The organism is Bradyrhizobium sp. 1200_D9_N1_1, from assembly GCF_052075915.1.
Taxonomy (GTDB): Bacteria; Pseudomonadota; Alphaproteobacteria; order Rhizobiales; family Xanthobacteraceae; genus Bradyrhizobium; species Bradyrhizobium diazoefficiens.
In genome coordinates, this window is the sequence record NZ_CP197226.1 from 8,169,671 (window position 1) to 8,196,013 (window position 26,343).

The following is a 26,343-nucleotide window of genomic DNA, read 5'->3' on the forward strand; positions in this document are numbered from 1 at the left end:
CGGTGAATCGTTCCGAATTGCAGTCGCGGCCCGCAGAAAAGCCAACAACCGAAATCCAGCCTCGCCGAACTCCTCAAGCAGCAAAGACAGCAATTTGCCAATTAGGTAGGATTGCCTATCAAGCGAAACGCTTGTTGAGCTGAGGGCTAATGGCGTTGTCAGTAAATGGCGGCCAAGAAATGGACGTTGCGCAGCCTGTTCAACAGATCCGAGGCAATTGTTCCCCCCACAGCCAGTCGACGATTCGCCGGCCGCCGAAATCGGTCGTCATCTGCACAAATTTGTGATCGTCAGCCACCGCCTCACCGATATCGGCCGCATTGGACCCGAGGGGGTGCGCCTTCATGGCTGCGAGAACGGCATCGGCAGAATCCGGCGCCACGATCGCGACGAGCTTGCCTTCGTTGGCAACATGGATCGGTTCGAGTCCAAGCAGTTCGCAGGTAGCCGCAACCGCAGGCTTCACCGGAATCATCGATTCCTGCAGATGGAAGCCGAGCTCTGATTGAAGCGCGATCTCATTGAGAGCCGCAGCGAGCCCGCCGCGCGTAGGGTCGCGCATTACCCGGATGCCGCCACCGCCAGCGGCAACCATGGCCGCAGCGAGACTATGCAACGCTGCTGAGTCGGAGACGATTTCGGTTTGAAATGCAACGTTCTGACGCTTTGACATGATCGCCACCCCATGATCACCGAGGCTACCGGACAGCAGCACACGGTCCCCGACCTTTGCCTTGTCAGCGGAAAGATCGAGCCCATCGGCCACCAGCCCGATCCCGGTCATAGAGATGAACAGACCGTCCGCCTTGCCACGCTCGACCACCTTGGTATCCCCGGCAATGATATAGACGCCGGCGGCACATGCCGCCGCGCCCATCGACTCCGCGATCGTCTTGAGATCCGAAAACCGGAAACCCTCCTCGATGATAAAGCTGGCCGACAAATAGAGAGGACGCGCACCGGACATCGCGATGTCATTAATCGTGCCGTGCACAGCCAATGACCCGATGTTGCCGCCAGGAAAGAACAGTGGCGAAATCACATAGCCATCAGTCGTCATCACCATCCTGCCTGCGGTAACATCGAACGCCGACTGATCATTGGAGCCGGCGAGCCATTCATTACCGAAGGCCTGATGAAAGAGGCCGGAGATTAGCTGTGCCATGGCACGGCCTCCGGCCCCGTGGGAAAGTTCAACGCGTCCGTTCTCCACATCGAGCTTGCGTTGATAGGCTTTCACGCTCATGACGTCTGCCTCGCCTGCTCATCGCGAACTCGGCGATAGGTCCAATACGCCGCACAAGCTCCTTCTGATGACACCATGCAGGCTCCTATGGGCGTTTCCGGCGTGCAGATATTGCCAAACAACTTGCAATCGATCGGCCGTTTGGCGCCACGCAGGATCGCGCAGCATTCGCAGGCCGGATTGTCTGCGACACGCAGGTCATGGATCGCAAAGCGCGTCTCGGCGTCGAATTTTGCATATGATTGCTTCAGCTTCAGTCCGCTGTTGGGTACCAGTCCAAGCCCGCGCCATTCAAACTGCTCACGCAGCTCGAAGACCTGCGAGACCTCCTCCTTGGCGCGCCGGTTGCCTTCGCGTGTCACTGCACGGCTGTATTGGTTTTCCACCTCGTGGCGGTTTTGGTTCACTTGCCGCACCAGCATCAGGACAGCCTGCAGCACGTCGAGGGGTTCAAATCCGGCGACCACGATCGGCTTCTCGAATTGTTCCGCCATGGGCTCGTAAGGCTGCGTACCGACAATGGTGCTGACATGTGCAGGCCCGATGAAGCCGTCAATGGGGACCCCGCCCGTGTTGCGGATCTTCGGGTTCTCGAGAATGCGGTGCATCGCAGAGGGCGTAAGAACGTGATTGCAGAACACGCTAAGGCCCTCGAGCCGCTTGTGCTCGGCAATCCTGATCATGACCGCCGTCGGGGGCGTCGTGGTCTCAAATCCGATGGCAAAGAAGACCACTTCGCGGCCCGGCGTCTGTTCGGCGAGCCGGATAGCGTCGAGGGTCGAGTAGACCATCCGAATGTGGGCACCCAGCGCTTTGGCAAGCAACAGGGACTGCCCTTGCGACCCAGGCGCGCGCATCAGGTCGCCGTAGACGCACAGAATGACCTCTGGCCGCTCGGCGAGCCGGATCGCCATGTCGATACGGCTCGCCGGCAGAACGCAGACGGGACAACCGGGCCCGTGGATCATCCGAACGTTCGCGGGCAGCAGATCCTCAAGACCGTAGCGGGAGATTGCATGAGTGTGTCCACCGCAAAATTCCACGAACCGGTAGGCTCGTTGTGAACTGACCTCAGCGTCAATTGCTCGCGCAAGTCCCTGCGCGATAGTCTTGTCGCGAAATTCGCTGGAATATTTCACGATCGGCATTCCTTCGCAGCGCCTAGCTCCTGCAGGAGCTCTAGCGTGCGCTTGGCTTCCGCCGGATCGATCTTAGCGAGCGCATAGCCGACATGGACCAGGACGAAATCGCCGACGTCGAGCTCGTCGAGGAGGGCAATCGATATCTCCAGGTTGACGCCATCGATGAACACGAGGGCCATTTCGTTGGGAAGAATTTTCGCGATCTTTGCCGGAACCGAAAGACACATATCAGGCAGCTCCTGCCCGGCGGGCGGCTGTTGAGCAATCTTTAGAGCCGCAATCCAGGCCTGGCCGAGGCTCAAACCGCCGTCATTGGGCGGCAGCCGTCGCGGTACCAGGGGGGTAAGACCGGCATCGCTGCACCCCCGCGGGATTTTGTCCGCCAGCACCGCGTTCAGGAAGCAGCCGCCGCTCAGAACCACGGTATTGATGCCGGTTGTCCGCGCAGAGCGTGTGACCCAGTCAACGCAGGCAGCGGCTAACGTGCCATGAAACAGCCCGGCTCCTCCGGCAGCGTCAATGTCATCAGCAATCAAACGTGAAAATAGCGGACCAAGGGACAGCACGCCGCCCTCGATCGTCCAGCCGGCTTCCAGAATCGTAGTACCCCGCACCAGCGCTTCGAGCTTCAACGCTGCTTCGCCGTCATAGCTCTGCAGATTCGCAATACCTAGCAGCGCCGCTGCCGCGTCGAACAACCGTCCCGCACTGGTCGTGGTGGTCCCGCCCGGCTGATCGAGCAAGTCCGACAGACAGCCGGCTTGCCGCTGCGCGGCAAAGCGCTGCCCGATTTCGTTACCCCGGCCGAGCCCGTGTAATACTGCGCTGGCCATGCGCCACGGCTCGCGGGCTGCACGATCTCCACCCGGTATCTGCAGGGGCGCTAAGTGCCCGATGCGCTGGGACGACGTCTCTTCGCACAACAATAATTCGCCACCCCAGTTACCGCCGTCGGAGCCAAAGCCATGGCCATCGAGCACCAGGGCAAGCGCAGGTCCCGCATGGCCGTGCTCAGCGATTACTGCGGCAGCGTGTGCATGGTGATGCTGAACCGCGACTAGCGCGCGAGCATTTGCTTCCGCAAACCGGGTAGAAGCCATATCGGGATGCAAATCATGGGCGACGGCGACAGGCTCCACGCCGAGGCTCGATGTGAGGTGCCGGATCGTCTTCTCGAACGCACGGATGCTTTCGGCCGTATTTAGATCGCCAATATGCTGAGAGACGAACGCTTGGTCGTCCCGCGTGATGGTGACGGTCGACTTCAGTATCCCGCCGACGGCGAGCACGGGCGGGACAGACCTTGCAAGCCGAATTGGCTCGGGAACATAGCCGCGAGCACGACGGATGAATTGGTCCCGGCCAGCGGCCACCGAAACCACGGAATCATCAGCGCACGCCAAGATATCGCGATCATGGGTCACGACCAGGTCGGCGACCCCCTTGAGCTGTCTCAACGCCTCCACGTTATCGATCAGCAGGGGTTCGCCGTAGAGATTTGCACTGGTGACAACGATGACCGGGCCAGCCTCTCCACGCTGCGGCAACGCGGCAATAAACTCAGACGTACGGTGCCCCTCGACCTCGATGAGAACGCCCTCGGGACCATTGATGACAAATCCCGCCAATCCGTACCGCATGGCTAGTCCATAGACGTAGGGACGAAAGCCAACCCCTTGCACTGCTCCACTCACGCGCACGCGCAGTCGCTTTCGATCGCAGGTGGCTGCGGCGCTCATCGCCTTGCGTCCTCTAAGGCGCGCCTCTGACGGCGCGCCTGCCTGTTGATCCAGGCGTAGAGCGCGCCAAAGCCCTCGCCAGTACGAGCCGAAACGACAAGCACGTCAATCTTTGGGTTGACCCGTCTGGCATACTCAGAGCTGGCCCCGGTTGTTTGGACAGCGCCGCGCTGGATTTAAGTGGATTCCTGCCGGGTTATGCTGAACGCGGGGCTTTACGATTTTGTCGTTGCGTCGGGAGGGCGTAGCCCGACCAGAGCGACGACAAAATCGTCGGCGACGGTCATGCGGCCATCACCATAGCTTGCGTGCCGAAGTAAGCCTCGTCGGGCGTGCGCCCGTCAAGGCTCGAGTGAGGGCGTCCCTGATTGTAGAAGGCCAGATACTTGGCAATTGACGCTCGCGCCTCGGACACGCTGTCGTAGGCGCGGAGATAAACTTCTTCGTATTTGACCGTGCGCCAGAGCCGCTCGACAAACACGTTGTCGCGCCAGGCGCCCTTGCCGTCCATGCTGATGGCGATCTTCGCGTCCAGCAGCACATCGGTGAACTCGAGGCTGGTGAACTGGCTGCCCTGATCCGTGTTGAAAATCTCGGGTCTGCCGTGCTTCGCCAACGCCTCCTGGACCGCTTGGACGCAGAAGGCCGCCTCCATTGTGATCGAGACGCGATGGGCCAGGACCCGTCGGCTGAACACATCGACGACCGCCGCGAGATAGACGAAGCCACGCCGCATCGGAATGTAGGTGATGTCCATTGCCCACGCATGGTCGGGCCGCTCGATCTTCAATCCGCGCAACAGGTACGGGTAGATCTTGTGACCCGGAGCCGGCTTGCTCGTGTTCGGGCGACGATAGACCGCCTCGATCCCCATGCGCTTCATCAGCGTCGCGATGTGGCGGCGACCGGCGTATACCCCCTCCCGCCGCAGCAACGATCGCAGCATACGCGCTCCCGCGAAGGGATAATCGAGATGCAGCTCATCGAGCCGACGCATCAAGGCAAGGTCCTCGGCCGAAACTGGCCGAGGTTCATAGTAGACCGTGCTGCGAGCCAGCTTCAGGACCTTCGCCTGGCGCACGATAGAAAGATCATGACCGCGGTCGATCATCGCTTTGCGCTCAGCAGGCCCGCCTTGGTGAGCGCGCCGGACAAAAAATCGTTTTCCAACGCCAGCTCGCCGATCTTGGCATGTAACGCCTTCAAATCGACCGGCGTCTCGGCCGATGTCTTGTCATGCCCAAACACGCCGGCGGCGCCTTCCAGGAGCTGGTTTTTCCAGATCGTGATCTGGTTCGGATGAACATCAAACAGTTGCGCCAGCTCCGCCAGTGTCTTGTCTCCTTTGACCGCAGCCAAAGCAACCTTCGCCTTGAATGCCGGAGAATGCGTCCGGCGGCTCTTCTTCGTCATCTTCGCTCCTGATTCGCAGCAAGAATCCTCGCCGCTGTCAGGCAGAAAATCCACTCAAGCTACTGTCCGAATTTGCGAGGCCAGCTCTCTCGATGGTCTTTTCCAAATCGAATTCAAGCAGCGGCGCCAGATCGATCTTGTTGATCACCACGAGGGATGAAGCAGCAAACATATCAGGACATTTGAGGGGCTTGTCTTCACCTTCCGTAATCGAGAACACCACGATCTTGCAGGCCTCGCCAAGATCGAAGGCAGCGGGACAGATCAGATTACCGACGTTCTCGATGAAGAGAATGCCGCCTGAAAGCAGGGGCAAGCGGCGATAAGCTCCGCCGATCATTGCAGCATCGAGATGACAATTCTTGCCGGTATTGATTTGAACGGCTGGCACGCCGACAGCCTGAATACGTTCAGCGTCGTTCGAGGTCTGCTGGTCGCTTCGATGACACCGACCGGGCGGCTGCGCTTGAGCTCGGACGCGGCACGGACCAGCAGCGTCGTTTTACCTGCACCGGGACTGGATAAAAGATTAAACACGAGAACGTCATCGGCAAGGAAGAGGGCCCGGTTGACCGCCGCAATCCCATTATTCTTGCCCAGGATATCGCGCTCGATCTCGATGACCTGCTTTCCGCTCATGCCCCCGACCCTTGAATCAGCCGAGCCGGCGCCGCCGCTCGGAAGCGGCTGTATGCCATGTGCCTGATGGTGGGCCGGCCGGCGAAGAGGAGAATGGCCATCGCAAGAGTCCCGCACATGGTCATTGTATCGCTCGTGGCTCTTCGCATCATTTGTCCTCGAGTGTTTGGTCGTCGGTGTACCTTCCGTGCAGCCGCAAACGGTACACATCAATCGATCTCCAGCGCTTTCACGCGCATCTGTTCGCCCGCGGTTACCTGCAACTGATAACTGCCGCAGCAAGGACAGCAATCACCCCGGCGTGCAATTTCAACGCTCTTCGAACAGCTCATGCACCAGGCAACGCCCGGTAGTTCAACGATATTAAGCGCGGCGCCTTCGGCAACGGTCCGCATTGCAGCGACAGCAAAGCAGAACCTGATCGCTTCAGGCGCGGCATGACTCAGCGTTCCCAATTCCAAACAGACGCTCCGCACCCGCGAAGAGGATCGCTCCCGTACCTTCTCCTCGACGATCTGAATGATCCCCATGCAAATGGCCATTTCATGCATCGTGAAATTCACGAAAATTGAGAGTGAACCCGACGCACGGATCCAGCGACGCAATCACCGCGTGGACTGCATCACAGCGCCGCGGAGCTGTCAGCACGGCGCCCTGCAGGTTCCGTACAAGCGGTCCGCGCTTATGGAAATTCCACTCCGTCGGCGCCAGGAATTCGAAGCGAGATATCCGGCCGTGAGCGTCAAGCTCAACAGCGTGGTAGAGACGTCCCCTGGCGCATTCGACCGCGGCCGCTGCACGACCGGGCCCAAGCTTATATCTTTCGATAATCCCATGCTCTGCGGTATCCGGCTGAGCGCCGGCCTCAAGCCAGGCACATAGCCCGGACGATTTCAACTATTCTGGCCATCAGCCGCTCGGCCGCACCGAAGGGTCTCAGCAAGAACCGATCCCGGGTCATTTGGCGCGCCCAAGGACCCGTCTCGGGCACATGTCCTTCCAGATCCGGACAATCGCAAAACGTCGAATCATCCCCGAGCAATCGCTTCGCGATGTTGAAGTCGTCAGCAGCGGACAGGAACGAGTATGCTGCCGGAGCCGACTTCAAGCCGGCCTCATGAAGCGCCGCGACGCGAAGCGACAGTGGGCTGCCGGACCTGAGCGCGCGTCCCTCATTCGGTACGCCCAGCGCGGCCAGCGCCGCCGCGATCCGCGCTGTTGCTTCCCGTTGAGGGGGGGCACGAGGCTCGCTGGGCGGAGCGAACAAGCGCTGACAATTCCGACATCAGGGAGCGGATTGCTGCCGCACTGGCGACCTCTAGCGTGAGATGTCCGGCAAATAGGCCCCGTGCCAAATCCATGATGCGCTCGGTAACGATCAGCGCAATACGATGCTGTTTTTTTTGCGAGGGTGATCACTTCGTCGCGCGCCGTTTCGATCGCGGTCAACAGTGCGGTTTGCTGCGCAGCGGCACATAACGCGAAGAGCCGCGGCACTGCGTTGAGCAGTGACGAGGCCTGCTTTCCGGCGAATATCCGACCCAGCGGCGGCCGGACTCGCGGCTGGATCTCGACCGAGGCGACTACGTCGGCAGCTAGCAATACGCGGACATGGATTTTGTTGCTTGCAGTGAGGTTCATGCGCAATGCTGCCCCCTCCCCCCGCGCAAGCTATGATCCATCCGAAGGCGCCGTCTGTGGGAACGCAACTGATGTCGAGTGCCCGAGCGCATCATGTGAAGTACGCCTCGAGAATTTCCTGCACGCGTCCGGCAGAGTCCTGGAAATCCTCGTCGGCAGCCAACGCAACAATCGGCACGCCCCCGACCTCCACCGTATCAAGGATGATGTTGTCCGTAGAATTGAAGAACTGCACGGACCAAACATTCCTAGTCCCGGTTGCCTGCACTCTGCAGGCACCGTAGCCCCGCAACATGAGTTGGACGGGTCCGTTGCCCAAGCTTTGCTGCAGGAATGTCAAGTCGACAACGCTCATTGGCAGTAACGTCAGATTGATGACATGCGCATTCATGCAAAATTGCCAGACGCTGGCCCGCTCGCGTATTTCGGCCAGCACCGGTTGAACGTTCATCGCGCCATCCGGCGGCGTGTCAATCAGAAGTTCGGTTGATGTCAGGTCAGTTGCGGCACGCCGGACAATCTGCGGAATCGCTCCAACCTCGACATATTCGTGCGCCGGTTCGGTTCCGATGCGCACGCGCCAGATTCCGGCATGCACGGACTCCCGGATTTGTGCCAAACTGCCGTCCGGCAACGCAACCACCCGGTCACCTCGCCTTCCCCGAGCAATTCGTCAATCAGCTTGCGCTCGGCATCGCTGAAATTTGCGAGTCCGTACAATTGTGTCGGATCACCGCTTCTCTGACCCCCAACAGCAGCAGCGACATTTGACATTAGCAGGGCAGCGTTCGGATACTTCCTTGCACGTTCGTCGCAAACCCGCCAAACGCGATTGACAAGCGCACTTGTCGCGCCGCGATAGAATACATCGAGAGTTCCAGAACCTGTGGTAAAGCCGCTCGCCGCGCGGCCGGCGCCGCCAGATACAACGGGGATCGCTGCTTTCACGATGCGATGTTCCATTGTCTGTGTCGAGGGGTATTGCACTTGACGGCGCCGGTGCTGCCGGCGAGTGCCCAAAGGATCGGTGAGGAGATGCGGTTGATCGTGAGCAAACGATCCGGTCTCTTGCCGATCAGGCAGAGTATATTGTTCCTCGGGGATAGGCGCGGCGTCGACAGTCTACGCTGGCCGGGCCGGCCGGTCAGTGTGCCACCAGGGCCGCGCGAGGGTGCTTCACTGATCCGCAGAATATGTAGGGGATCAGCCGCCGGCAGCGGCATCAAGGTCGCCTTCCTGGGAACGTGCGCGACCAGGCGCGCATCGGCGCTAACGCCCTCCACGTCGTCGGACGGAGCGGGCCGTGTCAGAGCATGCTGAGCCGGCTGCAACTTCATCACACTCCTCTCTGATCATGATCGGTTCTGCCAGCATGGCGGTTAGCAAGGCGCATGCCAATCATCTCTAGGTGCGCGAGTCGCGTTCGACCCAACGGCGTAGCGCCTGACGTTGTCCAAGCCGATGGTCCTGCGACTGGAATCCGGTCTATGAACCCCAGCCGGTGCAAGGGAGCGGAAGCGCTAGCGTAGGTGCTCCGGCAATTGCGGCTCGTGACCGATCAAGTCCGCAAAGAAGCGATCGCAGCTCTGACCGTTGAGGCTGGCCTCAAGCCCGTCAAGTGCTTTGCAGATCAGCCTTGCTTCGTTTTCGTCCAGGAGCCGCACTGCGCTGTCGATATGAACGAGCACCTTGGCGCCGGCCCGTACATCAGCGAGCAGCACGACGGAGATGCGCCGCTGCTCATTGCCATACTCGCATAACGCGGTGACACCGTCGGTCTCGACAATCGTCATTGGCAAGCCAAGGCACATAATCAGCCGCAGGCCGCTAGATCGGCTCTGCCTTTCATTTCATAATTCGCATGGTCAATATTGTTCGCCAACAGCCGTTCTGATGCAGGCAGCGGCGCACTCCGCGGTTTTGCCGGCGAGTCCCACTGCTCTAGGAGCTTACAGGCCAGTCTAATCGCGGGGGGAATCTGAAAGCGCACCGGCGCGGTCAGCGGACCGCCCCAATTCTCCAGATCCATCGGCTGGCAGCCGATAAGAGCGAGCTCTCGCGGGCGGCGGCCAAGCAAATCGGCCGCGCTCAAGACCTCCTGGAAGCCCATCTGATGCAGGCTCACCTTCTTGGCCCCCGTGAATTTTGGCACTTCGTCATCTCGTACAAGCTCCAACTGCCCGGGCAGCAATCCATAGTCGATGGCGTCGAACACGATCAGGCAGTCGGCCCCCTCAAGAAAACTAACGAGGTAGAGCCCCTGGGTGCCGCCATCGAGAACGGTGACGTATCATCGACCGCGTAGCTACGATGAAACTCCTCGACCGCACGCACACCGAATCCCTCATCGGCCCACAGAATATTGCCAATGCCGAGCACCAAAATCCGCTTTTTCTCTGTTGAATTGAGCATCCGCTTCCCAGTCAATCGCCAAACCAATGCTCACCTACTTGATAGAAGGGAAGCTGCGGCGCGACACGACGTCGTCCCAGAGCACCGCGTAGATGTGGACCAGCGCGAACATCACGATCACCCACAGGCCGAGATGATGCCAGGTGTGAAAGTCCTGGCTGTTCGGCCAGAGTGAAAACACCCAGCCGAACACCTTGTACTGCCAGCTGTCAGTACCGGCACCTTGCCCGTAAAGTGCAAAGCCGGTGACGACCATGAACGTGATCGTCTGCGTAAACATGAAGAACATTGCTAGCTGAGCAAGGCGGTTGTGCCCGAGGCCCCTTTCAGGCTCAACCGCAAGGAACGAATACCGGCGAATCTCGTGGTGCAACTCCCGCCAAAAGCACCGGCGCCAAAGCGGCACGCAAAAGATCTGCATGGCGTGCGCGTTTCCCATCAAGGCCCAGTAGATACGCAGAAGAAAGCCGGCGCTGAGTACATATCCCGCCGAGAAATGAGCAAAGCGGATATAGCCGAATAGAAAACCGCCGCTTGCCATTCCCCATATCGCCGGTGTCCCGGTTCCAATAAGATAGCCTGTTAAACTCAGTACCAGAATCGCGGCTGCATTAGCCCAATGCCAGAGTCGCACCAGCGCATAAATGTGGGCGGTGCCCCCACGGATGCTGCGACCAGCCAGTGCCGCATCGGCGGCGGCAAGAAACTTCTGAGCCCTGTTCCGCATGGGCCTAACGAACTCTAATTGAGGCCATTTCTTGACCCTCATGACTCATCACGTGCGTCGAGCAAGCCAAGCACGGATCAAAGGAGTGGATGGTGCGCAAAATCTCCAACGGGCGCTGCGGATCGGCCATCGGAGTGCCGATCAGCGAAGCTTCAAAAGCGCCAATATTGCCGCTTGAATCGCGAGGAGATCCGTTCCATGTCGTCGGCACGACACATTGATAGTTGTCAATCTTAGCGTCCTTGATCGTAATCCAGTGCCCGAGCGCACCGCGAGGCGCCTCAGTGAACCCGTAGCCTTTGGCTTCCTTGCGCCAGGTTTCCGGCCTCCACCTGCTGATATCGGCAGTTGCCGTGTTGCCCGCCTTGATGTTGATTACCAGCTTATCCTGGAAATGGCGCATCTGATGCGCCGCCCATTGGCATTCGAGCGCCCGCGCCGCAGTACGGCCAAGGGTCGAGAACAGCGCAGTCACGGGAAGATTGAGCCCCTTGAGCAGTCTCTCGGCGGGCTCCTTGAACTCGGCTTTGCCTTGCGCATAACCGATAATGTATCGGGCCAACGGCCCAACCTCCACGGCGCGGCCGCGCCATCGCGGCGCTTTGATCCAGGAATATTTGCCGCCTTCGTCGAGTTCTTTAATATCTGTCTTGCTGCCTTTGAGTTTTGGCCCAAGTTCAAAACTCGGCTCGGTGATACCATCCCAGGGAAGCAGTCCGCAGCAATGGCCGGGGTATTTATACCATGAATGCGCGACGAATTCCTGGATCTGTTCGGGATCACCATGGTCGATCGGCAATATCTCCTTGAGATTGCCATCAAGAATGACCCCGCGCGGCAGCTTGAAACTCTCGCCGGAACAGTCATTGGCCTTTTCGGGGATATCGCCATAGGACATCACGCTTTTGCTCGAAAGACCGCCGCCGTGGAGCCAGTCCTTATAGTACGAAAAGATCGCGGCAATGTCGGGCAGATAGACCTGCTCGACAAACTCGATCGAACGGTCGATGATGGAGGATATAATGTTCAGTCGCTCCATGCCGATTGCGCCCACCGCTCCGATTCCGTCGATGTTGATCGCGCACGGCACGCCGCCCACCAGCCAATTTGGATGCGGGTTCTTGCCGCCATAAATCGCTTGGGTTTTGACGATCTCCTTCTGGAAGTCGAGTGCTTCAAGATAATGAGCTACCGCTATCAGGTTCGCTTCCGGTGGCAGTTTGTAGGCCGGATGCCCCCAATAGCCATTCTTGAACGGACCGAGTTGCCCTGATCCGAAGAATTTGCCGAGCCGGATCTGTAGATCCTTGAAATAGCCAGGGGATGACAGCGGCCAGGGCGAGATAGATTGCGCCAGTGTAGAGGTCGACTTGGGATCGTCCTTGAGGGCGGAGACCACGTCGACCCAATCCAACGAATGGAGGTGATAGAAATGTACGAGGTGATCATGCACGAGCAGGCACAGCTGCATGATGTTGCGGATCGAATTTGCATTCTCCGGAATCGTAATTCCTAGTGCATTTTCAACCGCGCGCACGGAGGTGAGCGCATGGGTACCGGTGCAGACCCCGCAAATCCGCTCGGTGAACGCCCATGCGTCGCGCGGATCGCGCCCACGCAGGATGACTTCGATGCCACGCCAAATCGTCCCGCTTGAGACTGCATTGCGGATCACATTGTCGGAATCGAGATTAGCTTCGATGCGCAGGTGGCCTTCGATGCGAGTCAGCGGATCGATAACGATTCGCTTGCCGGAACGATCGAGATTGAACCCATTCGGCGTCTGGACGGCCACCGTCGTTACCTCCTCAACTCGGCTTGCCTTTGTGGGCAGGGCGATCCGGCCGGTGCCTCAACCGCTTCGCGGCGGTGACCGCCGCGTGGGCAGCGACCGCTAGCCCCACCACGCCGGCAGCGGCCATGCCGATCTCGTCGGCGTTCTGCTCGATGCCGAACTGCTTGATGGTCGTGAGTCGGTCGTAAAATGACCCTTTATCCCAGAAGCCATCTTCGGAGCAGCCGAGACAGCCGTGGCCGGATTGAATGGGAAATGAAACGCCGCCGTTCCACCGAAGGGCCGAACAGGCATTGTAGGTGGTTGGTCCCTTGCAGCCCAACTTGTACAAGCAATAGCCCTTGCGTGCGTTGGTGTCGTCCCACTCTTCGACGAATTGACCAGCGTCGAAATGGGACCGCCGGTAGCACTTATCGTGAATGCGCTCGGAATAAAACATACTTGGACGCCCTTGGTGATCAAGCTTTGGAAGCTTTCCGAACGTGGTAATGAAAGTCACGAGGCCGCTCATGACCTCTGCGATCGGCGGGCCCCCGGGCACCTTGATGAAGGGCCTGTTGGTGATTAACTTATCGATCGGCACCGCGCGAGTCGGATTTGGCTTGGCCGCCTGCACGCATCCCCAGGACGCACACGTGCCCCAAGCGACGATCGCCATGGACTCTTCCGCCATCGACGTGAGCTTTTCAACGAACGGCTTGCCGCCGTCAATGCAGAACATGCCACCCTCGTTCAAGGGCGGGTTACCTTCAACGGCAAGCACATATCCGCCTTTGTACCTGGCACGGGTTTCCTCCAGGATGGCCTCAGCCTGGTGTCCTGCCGCCGCCATGATCATATGGTCATAGTCGAGCGAAATCATCGACAGCAGCGCGTCCTTGATCAAGGGATGAGCCGAGCGGATAAAGCTTTCCGAGCAGCAGGTACACTCAAGCCCGTGCAGCCAGATGACGGGCACTCGCGGTTTGGTTTCCAGGGCGTGCGCAATACTGCTTGCACCAAGCCCCAAGCTCGCGGCCGTGAAACTGCAGAATTTAAGGAAACTGCGACGCGTGATACCCTGTCGTCTGATCACGCCGTAGAAGGTTTCCGTTGCATCACCCATGAAACCTTCCAAGCGAGTTGTCGCCAGCGTTACGATTGGTGATGTTCGGCAAGAAACAAGCCAGCAGAGCGAAACACCTGAAAGATAACAAGCCACCGCTTTAAGATTTTCGGCTTGTCGAATCCGGCCAGCGTCCCAGAAGCTAGGCCATTGATCTGCTACGCTATTGGTGTCCAGTTTTCGACGTCGATGTGAGCACTTTAACAAATCAAGCCGATCGTTCACCGCTGAAGGGAACTACGCTCCTGCAGGCGGCACTCATGATGCCGATTGTTGAATAGAATTGGTTCAGTCGACGGGCACCACATTGCCCGGCCTCAATCAGACTTGCCGATCGCTGACCAACGGTGCGTTAAAGCGCTCATAATCGAACCTAATGCAGGCAGCACGTACCAACGCGGTTGCCGAGCAAGGAACAGAGCCCGCAAGGGACTGAGAATGTGGTGCGCACGTTGGCTTGACTTTAGGTCTGATTTGATCCGATCTGCCCCTGGTTCCAAGGGGCTCGTCGCCTACGGGGCTGTGCGCGGCGACAGGCTGGACGTTTAGAGCGATCGCCCTGGCAAACCTAAGATGATTCGTTGCCTCGCCCGGTACAATGTCTGTCGATGATGGCTAAGGTGAAGATTGTCGCAAATGCGAACATCACCATACCAGCGGCAACCACACTTCCTCGTGCCAGCGCGGCTCTTGGACGTAGTCCACGACATAGGCCGACAACACCTTGGTGCGTCCAGGAATATTTCCGCCGATCATCATCACGACGCCGAATGTGCCTATCGTGTGAGAAAATCCAAGCACGGCCGCTTTAACGAGCTCCAGTCGCGCCAGCGGTGCGATGATAGCAACGAAGCCATACAATGGCGAAACACGCCCTGTCATTTCCAACGGGTGATCGCCAACCGCAAGAAAGGCGTTACGTATCGGCTGCACGACCAATGGCAGCGCCGAGAGCACCGATCCGACCACGATCCCGACGAAGGTAAGAGCGAGCGTGCGCTCGCCCCAGAAAGAGGCGAGAACGCCGCCGGGTCCGTCGGGGCCGAGCAGAACGAGTACGCAAAAGCCGAGAGCCGCTGGGGGTAGTACCAGCGGAAGGGCAATTAGCGCAGCGACAGCCTCGCTCAGAAAAGTCTTTGAACGCGCCAGCCACCAGGCGAGGGGCACACCAATCACGAGGAGGATCACGGTCGTCACGCTAGCGAGCTCTATCGTGAGCGCAATGGATTGCGAGATCTCTGACGAATCAAAATCCATGTGCGTCAGCCCGCCAACGAGCGCAGGTCGCCGTATCGCGATAGTGATTGCCTGCACGTCGGGCTGCCCAGCGATGTGGTGCGAATAGCCATTTGTTCGTGCGGCAGCTCGCTCTGTCCCCCAAATTTACGCGCACCGTTTCTGCGAGCAAGAGCAGCATCGCAAGGCTCATCGGCAACTCCTGTGACAAGTCCGCTTCGTCCCACCCGACGGCGGCAGCTTCTCATTTGTCATCAGCAATTCGAGTGCCACGTGCGAACAGCGGCGGCGCTATGCTTATGTGAAAGCACTTTGCGTAGACGCCGACGTCACCGTGGAGTGGACCTAACGCTTTGTCAGGTTTCTGGCATCTTTGTTTCCAAGCGGACAGCAACAGCCGCCCAACGAAAACGGCAGACTCGACTCGAGAAATGCCTGTTTGGTTTGTCGGCGGCTCAAATCCCGTGCTCGCAGGGTCGGTAGCTGAACCGATCGCAAGAAGCCTGCCGGTCGGCAGCTACGCAAACGAAGTAGCTGAAAACTCGTCGTAAGGCTGGTTCGGCGACGCGGCAAAGGCGCGAGGGGCCGCGAGCGACGGCCGCTCCCCTGACCGGCTTAGCTTGCACATCGTCAGCACAGGCGTGGAGACAAACGCCGCGTCATCGACGAGATTGGCCGCTTGCGGAAAAACGCAGTCATCCATCAGAGGTCCTACCCGGGCAACGCAGCTCCTAGCCAGACTTCCATTCGGTAAATGCGTTCAATCCAAAATAGCAATTTTACCAACTGCACGTACTGCTGCACGATCTCAACACTCCAGCATTCCGCTAATGCGCGCTACGCTGCAGCCTAATGTTCGACCTTGCGAACACGGCTAAGAGCACTCAAGCCGATGCCACCGAAGGGAGGCCATTGTCCGCGACTTTTTAGTCCGCCGCAGTTTGGGATTTGGTGCATATCTTGCTTAGCGAGAAAGGACAACGCAACTAAACGCCTGCCTTTGGAAAGACGCGCCGGCTCTCGGACGCGTCTTCAATCGCGCAAGGCTATAATGATTAGTCTCGTATGACACTGTCGCCTCTCACCGAGCCGCGGCACACATTCGAGTATATTCGGGAAGGAAGCGTCATGACCACCATGGCAACCGCGGCGCCTGTGCGCGCGTCGCAAGCTTGGTATAAGATACTCTACGTCCAGGTGCTGATCGCAATCCTAATTGGCGCCATGGTTGGCTGCCTATGGCCGTCTGTCGCCACAAACGACTGGGTCAAGGCGCTCGGTGATGGGTTCATCAAGCTCATCAAGATGGTGATCGCGCCCATTATTTTCTGCACCGTCACGTCTGGCATTGCGCATATTCAAGATGCCAAGAAAGTCGGGTGCGTCGGCGTCAAGGCGCTGTTCTATTTCGAGATCGTCTCCAGCTTTGCCTTGCTGTTGGGCCTTGCCATGGGCAATCTGGTCCGGATTGGCCATGGCCTTGCGGTCAAACCGGATGCTGCGGCGGTCGCCAATTACGTCAAGCAGGCGGAAGCCTCGAAAACCGTCGACTTTATTCTCAACATCATTCCCGATAGCGTGGTCGGCGCCTTCGCTCGCGGCGATGTTCTGCAGGTTCTCCTGTTCGCGATCCTTTTTGGCTTCTCGCTGATGGCGTTGGGAAAGCGTGGCGAGCGTCTGCGCGGCATGATTGACGACGTCGCGCACGCGGTGTTCGGGGTAATAGCTATTGTAATGAAAGCGGCCCCGATCGGCGCCTTCGGCGCCATGGCTTTCACAGTCGGCAAGTTCGGGCCCGCAGCACTCGGCAATCTGATCGGTCTGATCGCGCTGTTTTACGTGACTGCTGCCCTATTCGTAGTAGTCGTGCTTGGTCTGATCGCCCGCCTCGTCGGCTTTTCAATCTTCAAGTTCCTTATCTATATTAAAGACGAGCTTCTGATCGTGCTCGGTACTTCATCCTCCGAAAGCGCGCTCCCTCAATTGATGGAGAAGCTCGAGCGGCTGGGCTGCTCCAAGCCGGTGGTCGGGCTGGTGGTGCCGACTGGCTACTCCTTCAACCTTGACGGCACCAATATCTATATGACACTTGCAACATTGTTCATTGCCCAGGCACTCGGTGTCGATCTCAGCTTTGGCCAGCAGCTCACGATCCTGCTAGTAGCAATGCTAACTTCGAAGGGAGCAAGCGGCGTCACCGGCGCAGGCTTTATCACGCTCGCTGCGACATTATCGGTAGTAAACCCAGCTCTGGTGCCGGGCATGGCAATCGTGTTTTCTATCGACAAGTTCATGAGCGAGGTGCGCGCCCTCACCAACATCATCGGCAATGGCATCGCGGCTGTGTTCGTATCCTGGTGGGAAAGCGAGCTCGATCACGTGACGCTGCAGACTCGGCTCAACAAGTCCACCGCTTCCACTACTATCGACACTACAAGCACATGAGGTAGGTCCCGGATCTGAACCGCCGCCATTCGGACACGAATACTCCCCCTGCGCTCTCCGGCGCACAGCATTATTCCGCGCCGCAGCCAGGGCAGCTGCCCCTGAGAGGCTAGGGTCCAGACTCAATTGAGCCAATATGCGACGAGAGCGGCGAGATGAACAGCGGCCAAAAAATTACGGGCGAGCTTGTCATATCGCGTGGCGATGCGCCGGAAGTCCTTGAGCCTGCAAAAGCAGCGTTCGATGACATTTCGTCCTTTGTAGGCGCGTTTGTTGAAGCGATGGATGACGACACGGTTAGATTTATTGGGGATTACGGGCTTGGCGCCACGACGAATGATTTCGCCGCGAAGCTTGTCGCCATCATACCCTTTGTCGGCGAGGAGCACGCTCATGGGTGGCGCGAGCGCCAGGACATCGGGAGCCGCAGCGATATCGGCATCCTGGCCTGGAGTCAGATGCAGGACGACCGGCCGGCAGAGCGGATCGCTCAGCGCATGGATTTTTGTCGTGCGGCCTCCGCGCGAGCGGCCGATTGCTTGATTGTGCTCCCCCCTTTTCCGCCGGAGGCACACCGGTGAGCTTTAATCGAGGTCGAGTCGAGCGACAGTACGACGCCGTCTTCGCCAGGCTTGGCCAGCGCTTCGAAGATTGCGCACCATCGTCCTCGCTTGGCCCAGCGATTGAAGCGATTGTAGATCGTCGTGTAAGGGCCGTATTCACGTGGACAATCACGCCATCGTGCACCCGATTGCAGCATGTGAATGATGCCGCTGACGATGCGTCGGTCGTCGTCCCGATCCGGCCCCGTCAGTCCCCTCGGCAGATGCGGTTCGATACGCGCCCATTGCCTGTCGTTCAGCCAAAACAAACCAGCGCGCATTCTCTCGCCCCCGAATCAACACGTAGGCAAGAGAATCACGTGGCGCTATTTAGGTACAGACCCTAGTACCCGGAATCAGAGCTGAGTGATACGGCGGCCTTTGAAACGGCGTTGACGGACCTTTTTCTTGGTCCAGACGAAGGGCTCGGCTCTGTCGTTGTATGCGTTGACGTAGGCATCGATGTGTTCCTGAAGCTGCTTGAGGCTCGTGAAGGAGGTGCCGCTGAGCGACTGCCCCTGCAAGATGGAAAACCATACTTCGACCTGATTGAGCCATGACGCACTTGTCGGCGTGAAATGAAATTGCACGTTGGGGTGGGCCTTGAGCCAGTCCTCGTTCTTTTTATGGGTGTTGAGGTTGTCGAGGATGACGTGAAGCTTGCGGTTCGGAAAAGTCGCGGTGACGCTGTTCATGAAATCGAGAAACTCGACGCGGCGCCGGCGTTTTGAATGGGTCGCGATGATCTTTCCGGTGGCGACTTCGAGCGCCGCAAACAATGTTGTGGTGCCATGCCGCTTGTAATCGTGGCTTTGGCCGGTTAAGGCGCGGCCATTGGGCAACTTCAGATAACCCTGCGCTCGCTCCAAAGCCTGGATCGAGGGCTTCTCGTCCACGCACAGCACAATGGCCTTCGCCGGCGGCGCGACATAGAGGCCGACAACATCGGCGGCTTTGGCCGTAAAGTTCGGGTCGTTGCTCTCGCACCAGGACTTGCGAGCCACCAGGTCAATCTTGTGGCTGCGCAGGAACCGCCAGACATATTGGACATCGACATCGCCCAGCGCCTCGGCCAGCAGGGGGCCGGTCCAGCGCGCAAACCCTTGCGGTGGCGGCTTATCCAGCAGCTTCAGAATCCGCTTGTCGGTCGTCTTCGTATAGATCGGCTGCTTGCCAGGCCGCGGCTTGTCTTGCAGCCCTTCAAGGCCATGGTCGGCATAGCGATGCCGCCAAAGGCTGACAATCCGCGGCTGGACCCCAACTTCCTTGGCGATCGACCGGGTGCTGCGCCCATCCGCCGCCAACAGAACTATCCGCGCCCGCTTCAAATCGCGCTGCAACGTCACCGGTGAGCGACAGCACGCCTCAAGCACCTTGCGATCTTTCCTCGAAAGGTGGACTTCTCTTGCTTCGGGTATCATCCCGACCTTGAATCACGACTCACGTTCCAAGAAAAGTGGGTACTAGCGAGAAAAGAGGCAGGAGCTTTTTCAGGGTTTCGCTTTCGCACTCAAGGGCTACCGGCCATCTGAACGCTTGTGCAACATTTTTGCCAAGCCGATGACGGGACTGACGGACTAGGTATTGGTCCGCCTACGAAGATCCATATGCACGTCGCTCCACTTGCCTCACGCGATTAAGGACGACGTAGGGATCCTGCGGACGCAGCTTGTCGTTCTCGTTACGATGCGCGCTGCGTTAGCAGAGCATGGTGGGTGTGATCAGCGTGAATGGCACTCGACAAAGCCGTGGCGAGTCATACGAGGCTGCCCTGCGTTCTGCGACGCCGCTCGCTTCCAGCGGAACCAGTTTTTCGCAGCTAAAGCGCGATAAGATTGGAACGAATCATCATCGCGCGTAGGACTCGCGCGACTCCGGCTTCTGTGTCGGCAGGCGAACTTGCGCTTTCTTCGCGGGAGCGGCTGAGTCGGGGAGACGAGTCATTGGGCAGCTTTTTTCTGATCCTTGCCGGTCCGGAGGCGCGCCTTCGAACCTATCGGCTGAACTGAAACCACTGTCCTCATTCCGCGGCCTAATGGGGCGCATTGGCCGTAGGCTCGAGCGATGCGCAAAAGCGGACGTTTCAGCTTCGACTAAAGTCGCGTCAGCGACACCTACTGAAGGTTTAGGACAAATATACGTATGTTTATAATGCGTTTTTTCCCCGCGCGTGCTGAGTTCGGCAGCCGATGATCGATCTTGCACACGCTATCATGCGGACCCAAGTGTTCAAGATTGCCTCATTTTTGCCTAAAATGCTATAGCTCTCCCGCCGGATAACAGGCCGGACGGTCTCAAAATGTATAGGATCAGCAGTTTCAAACGTTCAGCCCCTCAGTTGACCTTGGGCAGCATAGCGCTAGCCGCGGTTACACTGACTTGCGTGTACTTTCAGGCGCATTTCGCCGCCGCGGCGTTCGCCTATTTGTTAGTAGTCTTACTATTTTCGTTGATGGGCAGCTTCATTGCTTCATCAGCGCTTTGCATCGTCGCAATCGCTGCTCTCGCATACTACTTTGCGCCGCCGGCGTTTAGTTTACGAATCGATGATCCCCGCGATGTTCCTGTGGTTGTTGCATTTCTTATTGTCTCTGTTGTCGGAACGTACCTGATTGGAAAACTCCGCCAGGAAAGAGAGGCTGCACGTGTGGCTGCGGCCAAGCTTCAGCGGAGTGCCTCGGATTTGGAGGATCGTGAAAAACGGTGGCGCGCAATTTTCGAGCACAATCCAGCCATGTACTTCATGGTCGATGAGGCCGGCATTGTCCTCAACGTCAATACGTTGGGCGCGACACAACTGGGATTTGCTTGTGCAGAACTATTGGGCCAATCCGTGCTCGACGTATTTCTGGAGGAGGATCGCGCATTCGTCCGCAAATGCATTCAGACGTGTCTTGAGGATGTTGGACAATCGCGCACTTGGGACGTCCGGAAAGTCAGGAAGGACGGTTCTGTATTGTGGGTGCGTGAAAACGCCAAGGCCATGCTTTGGGCCGGCGACCGCCCCGTCATCCTCATGGCGTGCGAAGATATTACGGAGCGCAAGCAGACCGAGCTTGCGCTGCAGCGGAGCGAAGCGCATTTGGCTCACGCGCAGGAGTTGAGTCATACAGGCAGCTTCAGCTGGAACGCCTCTACCGGCGAGGCCTTCTGGTCTAAGGAGACATTTCGGATTTTCCAAATCGATCTTCAGACGACACCGGCGCCACAACTCGTCATTGAGCGCACGCACCCAGATGATAGGGCTTCTGTCAAAGAGATTATCGATGAAGCGATGCGAGACCTGAGGGATTTCGAGCACGAGTACCGGCTGCTGCTACCTGACGGCTCCGTGAAGCACATCCATGCGCAGGCACGAGTCACGCGAACCGCCTCTGGTGAAATTGAGTTTGTTGGGGCAGCCACCGATATTACGGCAGCTAGGCGAGCAGAACAGCAGTTGCGCCGAAGCGAGGCCTATCTGGCCGAGGCTCAGCATCTCACTCACACAGGCAGCTGGTCCTGGGACGTCCACACACGAGATTTCGTTTATCGCTCCGCTGAGGTCGACCGCCTGTTTGGCTTTAACCCACAAGAGCCGGTTTCGCTAGAGACTATTCGATCGCGCATCCATCCGGAAGACTTGCCAGGGTTGCAGGAGGTGCAGCGTCAGGCGATTGACCAGGAGCACGAACGGTTCGAATATGATTTCCGTGTTATTCTGCCAGATGGCGGGATAAGGCGCATACACTCCGTTGCACACGTTGTCGTCGGCAGCGATGGTAATGTCAGCGAGCTGATCGGAACACATATGGATGTTACCGAGCAACACGCAGCTAGGGAACGCTTGGAAAACACGCTTGTAGCGCTGCGCGAGAGCGAACAGCGCTTTCGCGACTATGCCGAGACTGCTTCCGACTGGCTCTGGGAAACCGGGCCAGATCATCGGGTCACTCACTTGTCCGAGCACACCAGCGCTGCGGGAATTTTGGCGACAGGGTTAACGGGCCTGCTTCGCTGGGACATCGCGTGCGACATGGAAGAAGAACCGGAGAAGTGGCGTCAGCATCGGGCGACGTTGCAGGCACACCTGCCGTTCCGGGATCTCATCTACCGTACCGTAAATAGGATGGGATCTCCGATCTACGTCCGCACTAGTGGCAAGCCCTTCTTCGACGGAAACGGAAATTTTTTGGGCTATCGCGGCGTCAGCACTGACATCACCGCTACCATTCGCGCTGATCAGGCCGAACAAGAGCTGCGAAAGGCACAGGCGGAGCTTGCACATGTGACGCGTGTAACGACCTTGGGAGAAATGACAACTTCTATCGCCCACGAGATAACCCAACCACTCGCCGCTATCCTCAGCAACGCCGATGCGTGCCTCGGCTGGATGGCTCGCGATGTTCCCAATCTTGCAGCCGCGCGCTCTTCAGTCGAATGGATCATAGAAGATGCAATCCGGGCAAGCGAGGTGATCCGTAGTATTCGCGCACTCGCGAAAAAGGGCGAGATCGAGATGGTGCCGCTCGACATTAATCAGGTGGTTAGGGACGTCAGCGCGCTGGTAACACGAGAGCTGGTGAGCCACCAAGTGACGTTGCGAAGCGAGTTGGCGTCTGCGCTGCCTAGGGTCCTCGGTGATCGAATTCAGCTACAACAAGTGATCATCAATCTGGTGATGAACGGAATCGAGGCCATGGACGCAGTTACAGACCGGCCGCGTGAACTTCTGATTCAATCATCTACGGACGATCTGGGGTACGTGCAGCTTTCCGTGACCGATTGCGGCGTCGGGATCGCCGAGAATGACGCGGACCGCGTCTTGGACCCCTTCTTCACCACCAAATCGAGCGGCCTAGGAATGGGCCTTTCGATCTGCCGGTCGATCGTGGAAGTTCACGGAGGACGAATTTCAGTGGTTCAGAAAAATGGACCGGGCGCGACGTTCCAGTTTGCCCTTCCGCTGCATAAGGAGGCCATCTCGTGACAGGACGATTTGACTGGAGAGGCCAAGGCGGACATACCGAGGCTTCGACGAAGGCAATCGTCTTTGTCGTCGAGGATGACATCTCTATGCGTCGCTCGCTTACGAACCTTTTTCGATCGGTAGGCTTGGAGGTCGTGGCGTTCGGATCGGCCCGTGAAATGCTGCAGAGCACAATGCCGGACGTCACAAGCTGTCTAGTTCTTGATGTCCGGCTGCCGGGCCTGAGCGGCCTTGACTACCAGACCGAGCTCGCCAGGTTGAACATACACATCCCAATCATCTTCATTACCGGCCATGGCGACATTCCCATGACCGTCAGGGCCATGAAGGGAGGCGCGGTCGATTTCCTCAGCAAGCCCTTCCGCGATCAGGAACTGCTTGATGCCGTCGTTGCGGCGACCGAACGCGATCGCAAAAGACGAGAAGCTCAGCGAACCGTGGCGAACCTGAAATCTCTATTTGAGACCCTAAGCCCGCGAGAACAGGCAGTGATGAAACTGGTCGCGACGGGGCTGATGAACAAGCAGGTAGCCGCCGAACTTGGGCTCGCCGAGATCACCGTCAAGATCTACCGGGGACACGTAATGAAAAAGATGCGTGCCCGCTCGCTGGCTGACTTGATCAGAATGAGCGAGACGCTCGGAATTAGCGCCAATCACACTGAACAAACCCAAGTATGATTTTACAATTCCATCACTTAAGCCCACTTTCGCGAAAGTGGCTGACGGTTTGGCAGCCGCTGTACTGCGTCGGGAGGGCTCATCTTGTCCACGCCTTTGATTTCCGTCGTTGACGACGACCCCTCGGTCCGTGCGGCGACAGAAAACCTTTTGAAATCGCGTGGCTACGTCGTGCAGATATTTGCCTCGGCCGAGGCGCTCCTGCGGTCGCCGCGGTTGAACGAGATATCCTGCGTCATAACTGATGTGCAGATGGCAGCGATGAGCGGGCTGGAGCTGCTGGCAGAGATGCGGACGCGTGGTTACCAAGCACCCTTCATTTTCATTACAGCTTTCCCCAACGAGCGCGTACGCGCGTCAGCCTTGGACGCCGGAGCGATCGGCTTCCTCGCCAAACCATTCGGCGTACAAGAGTTACTCAAGTGTCTCGACAGCGCACTGCAGGCATATGGCGACCGAGGCCGCATCTGATTCGATCAACTGCGCGTTCTTGTCCGATCTAACGACGATCACGCACCGGGCAACCTCTTTGCGGCCGGAACCGCGACCTGCCCTAACGTTATTAGGAGCTAATTCTTGCCCGCCAAAGCATTACCGGCTACTGTCGGCTGCAAAACAACCTTTGACCTTGCGAGAGACGGAGGGTACGCCGGCTCGATTCATTCCAGGTCGTGATCAAAGTAATGCCGGCCCAGAGCGATCAGCGCCCCTAGCATTTAACTCCACCTGGAGCGAAGCTATATGCTCCATTGCAGAGCGGTTCCCGAGAGCGCTCGGCAAGCACGAGATTGGTTGTGCTCAGCCCAGCCGCGGTGACGACGAAATGGAGCTTCGCCAGGACGCCCCTCATGTCTTGGTCACCGCTTTTCCGGTGAAAGCGCTTTGAACGATGCCCAGCCCAAGGAATTGTTACGTCCGCTGACGCGTGCGGGTTGGACTTGTCTATAGGGCCGCCGCTTCGTTATCGATTCCCAGCGCTCCGGCTATCGTCAAGCTCCCACATCATGTGTGGCAGACCTCTGGTCCAACCCGTCAAACGTGCTCGGCGCAACACGTCCCCACCACGGCCGGGCTATCACACAGGTGTCCTCGCCGCAGCGAGCATCGGCAGCAACTGGTTTGTACTGTAGCCCCCAATTTCTTAGGGCAAACAAATCAGTCAGCAACTGCTAAGCTAAGGAGGACCGAGGAGACAGCATTGATGTCTCCTGTGTCAGAACGTAACCTAAGTTCGTCTGAGCTATGCGGGATTTTGGGTGACGAGGCGATCAGGCGGCGTGGTTTTCCGGCACTTGGATGACCTCGATGCCGTTTTCGAATCTGACACCTGCGCTGACCTTCGGCAACTGATTTGTGCCTTTCAGCCGCCGCCAGGTCTTTGATGCGGCGCAGAGCAGCTTGAACACCATCAACTTGGCAGTCGTTGACGATAACGAACCTTTCGTGCGCACCGTTCTGTGCCGGACCGTCGCGAACACGCTTTCGATGGGATTCGTCGTCCGCAAGTGGTCCCAATGCTCGGCGGGGAATTCGTAGAACGCAAGCATTGCGTCGCGATCTTTCGTCAGGCACTCGACCGCCTTGTCGTACTTCGCTCCGTATTTCTCGGCAAAGACATCGATCGCCACTTCGGCCGAAGCTCGGTTGGACGCCAAATAGACCTCGCGCAGATCCTTCTTCATGCTGGCCTGTACCGACACTGCGACTTTGTTCAAGATATTCGCGGTTTTGTGCACCCAGCACCGCTGATGTCGCGTGGCGGGAAAGACCTCGTCGAGCGCCTTCCAGAAGCCGAGCGCGCCGTCACCGACGGCGATTTCCGGGGCGATCTTCAGCCCACGGGTTTTCGCCTCGACGAGCAGTTCGTGCCAGCTCTGCGTGCTCTCGCGCACGCCGACCTGGAAGCCGATGAGTTCCTTCTTGCCTTCCGGCGTCGCGCCGATCAGCACCAGCATGCATTCGCTGTGGTCTTCCATGCGAGCCTGCAGGAAGACGCCGTCCGCCCACACGTATACGTACCGGCGCGCCGACAGATCGCGCTTCTGCCAACGCTCGTACTCGAGCTGCCACTCCGTCGTCAGTCTGGAAACCACCCCCGGAGAAAGATTCGGCGCATCCTTGCCCAAGAGCGCCGCCAGCGCCTCCTGGAAGTCGCCCGTCGAGATGCCTCGCAGGTACAGAACCGGCAAAAGTGCATCCAAGCTCTTCGTGCGCCGTGCCCACAACGGCAGGATCGCCGAGGTGAAGCGGATCCGCTCGCCATCGCTGGTCACCGCGCGATCGCGAATCTTTACCCGGGCGACTTCGACGGCGCCGATCCCCGTCTGGATCGTCCGCACTGGACCATGGCCGTGCCGCACGAGGCGGTCGCGGCCATCGGGACGCTTCAAGCCCTTCATCGCGGCGAGAAACGCCTCGGCTTCCATCTCGACAGCCTGCGCAAGCAGCTGCCGAGCACCAGATCGCAAAATATTCGTCAGTGGATCGTCGATCTCATCGGGCTGACGCAGTGGGACAATGTTGCTATGCTCGTTCATGGCGTATCGCTCTCC

Annotated in this window: 20 protein-coding genes and 3 pseudogenes; 4 read left to right on the top strand and 19 right to left on the bottom strand. The window is 58.5% G+C overall.

Annotation, left to right across the window (positions count from 1 at the left end; all coding sequences use genetic code 11):
- Nucleotides 1–199: 199 nt before the first annotated feature.
- The 16 genes and pseudogenes from hypE to AB5K84_RS38685 all read right to left on the bottom strand — a co-directional run bounded on the left by hypE (nt 200) and on the right by AB5K84_RS38685 (nt 15,116).
- Nucleotides 200–1,246, bottom strand: coding sequence for a hydrogenase expression/formation protein HypE (gene hypE / locus AB5K84_RS38610; RefSeq protein ID WP_011084546.1), 1,047 nt, complete (start codon nt 1,244–1,246; stop codon nt 200–202).
- Nucleotides 1,243–2,385: a hydrogenase formation protein HypD gene (hypD, locus tag AB5K84_RS38615; RefSeq protein ID WP_028154318.1), complete on the bottom strand. Its 1,143-nt coding sequence runs from the start codon at nt 2,383–2,385 to the stop codon at nt 1,243–1,245. The genes hypE and hypD overlap by 4 nt, the downstream gene beginning before the upstream one ends.
- Complete coding sequence (locus AB5K84_RS38620; RefSeq protein ID WP_080588819.1) at nt 2,382–2,615, bottom strand: HypC/HybG/HupF family hydrogenase formation chaperone; 234 nt, start codon at nt 2,613–2,615, stop codon at nt 2,382–2,384. The genes hypD and AB5K84_RS38620 overlap by 4 nt, the downstream gene beginning before the upstream one ends.
- Nucleotides 2,616–2,633: 18 nt before the next feature.
- A pseudogene (locus AB5K84_RS38625) lies at nt 2,634–4,148 on the bottom strand (Kae1-like domain-containing protein); the annotation flags it as partial.
- 262 nt (nt 4,149–4,410) lie between these two features.
- A protein-coding gene (locus AB5K84_RS38630) for an IS3-like element ISRj2 family transposase (RefSeq protein ID WP_085967575.1) occupies nt 4,411–5,540 on the bottom strand; the annotation gives its coding sequence in 2 pieces (ribosomal slippage) (nt 4,411–5,288 and nt 5,288–5,540; 1,131 coding nt in all).
- 37 nt (nt 5,541–5,577) lie between these two features.
- The gene (hypB, locus tag AB5K84_RS38635) at nt 5,578–5,931 is read right to left on the bottom strand and encodes a hydrogenase nickel incorporation protein HypB (RefSeq protein WP_011084543.1); all 354 of its coding nucleotides are present in this window, start codon (nt 5,929–5,931) and stop codon (nt 5,578–5,580) included.
- Nucleotides 5,877–6,179 carry a hypothetical protein gene (locus tag AB5K84_RS38640; RefSeq protein ID WP_014497976.1) on the bottom strand — a complete coding sequence of 101 codons (303 nt, stop codon included), beginning with the start codon at nt 6,177–6,179 and terminating at the stop codon, nt 5,877–5,879. Before AB5K84_RS38640 ends, hypB begins: the two co-directional genes overlap by 55 nt.
- 209 nt (nt 6,180–6,388) lie before the next feature.
- Nucleotides 6,389–6,730, bottom strand: coding sequence for a hydrogenase maturation nickel metallochaperone HypA (gene hypA, locus AB5K84_RS38645; protein ID WP_011084541.1), 342 nt, complete (start codon nt 6,728–6,730; stop codon nt 6,389–6,391).
- Nucleotides 6,723–7,076 carry a nickel-dependent hydrogenase large subunit gene (locus AB5K84_RS38650; protein ID WP_014497978.1) on the bottom strand — a complete coding sequence of 118 codons (354 nt, stop codon included), beginning with the start codon at nt 7,074–7,076 and terminating at the stop codon, nt 6,723–6,725. The genes hypA and AB5K84_RS38650 overlap by 8 nt, the downstream gene beginning before the upstream one ends.
- 835 nt (nt 7,077–7,911) lie before the next feature.
- Nucleotides 7,912–8,768: pseudogene (locus AB5K84_RS38655) on the bottom strand (hydrogenase expression/formation protein).
- Between the two features lie 572 nt (nt 8,769–9,340).
- Nucleotides 9,341–9,631 carry a HypC/HybG/HupF family hydrogenase formation chaperone gene (locus AB5K84_RS38660; protein ID WP_011084536.1) on the bottom strand — a complete coding sequence of 97 codons (291 nt, stop codon included), beginning with the start codon at nt 9,629–9,631 and terminating at the stop codon, nt 9,341–9,343.
- Between the two features lie 2 nt (nt 9,632–9,633).
- Nucleotides 9,634–10,232 (bottom strand): annotated as a pseudogene (locus tag AB5K84_RS38665) (HyaD/HybD family hydrogenase maturation endopeptidase).
- A gap of 34 nt (nt 10,233–10,266) precedes the next feature.
- Nucleotides 10,267–10,959 carry a Ni/Fe-hydrogenase, b-type cytochrome subunit gene (gene cybH / locus AB5K84_RS38670; protein WP_014497983.1) on the bottom strand — a complete coding sequence of 231 codons (693 nt, stop codon included), beginning with the start codon at nt 10,957–10,959 and terminating at the stop codon, nt 10,267–10,269.
- Nucleotides 10,960–10,963: 4 nt separating this feature from the next.
- On the bottom strand, nt 10,964–12,754 hold the full coding sequence (locus tag AB5K84_RS38675) for a nickel-dependent hydrogenase large subunit (protein ID WP_011084532.1): 1,791 nt from the start codon (nt 12,752–12,754) through the stop codon (nt 10,964–10,966).
- A gap of 13 nt (nt 12,755–12,767) precedes the next feature.
- Nucleotides 12,768–13,859: a hydrogenase small subunit gene (locus tag AB5K84_RS38680; protein WP_011084531.1), complete on the bottom strand. Its 1,092-nt coding sequence runs from the start codon at nt 13,857–13,859 to the stop codon at nt 12,768–12,770.
- Nucleotides 13,860–14,504: 645 nt separating this feature from the next.
- The gene (locus tag AB5K84_RS38685) at nt 14,505–15,116 is read right to left on the bottom strand and encodes a molybdate ABC transporter permease subunit (RefSeq protein WP_011084530.1); all 612 of its coding nucleotides are present in this window, start codon (nt 15,114–15,116) and stop codon (nt 14,505–14,507) included.
- Between the two features lie 1,107 nt (nt 15,117–16,223).
- Between AB5K84_RS38685 and dctA the strand changes: the two genes are divergently transcribed.
- Nucleotides 16,224–17,540 (top strand): C4-dicarboxylate transporter DctA, encoded by a 1,317-nt coding sequence (gene dctA / locus AB5K84_RS38690; RefSeq protein ID WP_011084529.1) that lies wholly within the window; start codon nt 16,224–16,226, stop codon nt 17,538–17,540.
- A gap of 122 nt (nt 17,541–17,662) precedes the next feature.
- Here the strand turns inward: dctA and AB5K84_RS38695 are convergent.
- Nucleotides 17,663–18,423, bottom strand: a protein-coding gene (locus tag AB5K84_RS38695) for an IS5 family transposase (protein ID WP_110115998.1) whose coding sequence is annotated in 2 segments (ribosomal slippage) — nt 17,663–18,084 and nt 18,084–18,423 — 762 coding nt in all. Because the reading frame shifts where the segments join, the coding sequence is not laid out codon by codon here.
- 75 nt (nt 18,424–18,498) lie between these two features.
- Complete coding sequence (locus tag AB5K84_RS38700; protein ID WP_011084514.1) at nt 18,499–19,563, bottom strand: IS630-like element ISRj1 family transposase; 1,065 nt, start codon at nt 19,561–19,563, stop codon at nt 18,499–18,501.
- Nucleotides 19,564–20,441: 878 nt separating this feature from the next.
- Here AB5K84_RS38700 and AB5K84_RS38705 point away from each other — a divergent pair.
- From AB5K84_RS38705 to AB5K84_RS38715, 3 genes are all read left to right on the top strand, one after another.
- Complete coding sequence (locus tag AB5K84_RS38705) at nt 20,442–23,111, top strand: PAS domain-containing protein (RefSeq protein ID WP_011084527.1); 2,670 nt, start codon at nt 20,442–20,444, stop codon at nt 23,109–23,111.
- Nucleotides 23,108–23,791 carry a response regulator transcription factor gene (locus AB5K84_RS38710; RefSeq protein ID WP_011084526.1) on the top strand — a complete coding sequence of 228 codons (684 nt, stop codon included), beginning with the start codon at nt 23,108–23,110 and terminating at the stop codon, nt 23,789–23,791. The genes AB5K84_RS38705 and AB5K84_RS38710 overlap by 4 nt, the downstream gene beginning before the upstream one ends.
- Nucleotides 23,792–23,875: 84 nt before the next feature.
- A complete protein-coding gene (locus AB5K84_RS38715; RefSeq protein WP_014497989.1) occupies nt 23,876–24,262 on the top strand; it encodes a response regulator transcription factor in 387 nt (128 codons plus the stop codon).
- Nucleotides 24,263–25,059: 797 nt separating this feature from the next.
- Here AB5K84_RS38715 and AB5K84_RS38720 read toward each other — a convergent pair.
- Complete coding sequence (locus AB5K84_RS38720; RefSeq protein ID WP_038968105.1) at nt 25,060–26,328, bottom strand: IS256 family transposase; 1,269 nt, start codon at nt 26,326–26,328, stop codon at nt 25,060–25,062.
- Between the last annotated feature and the right edge of the window lie 15 nt (nt 26,329–26,343).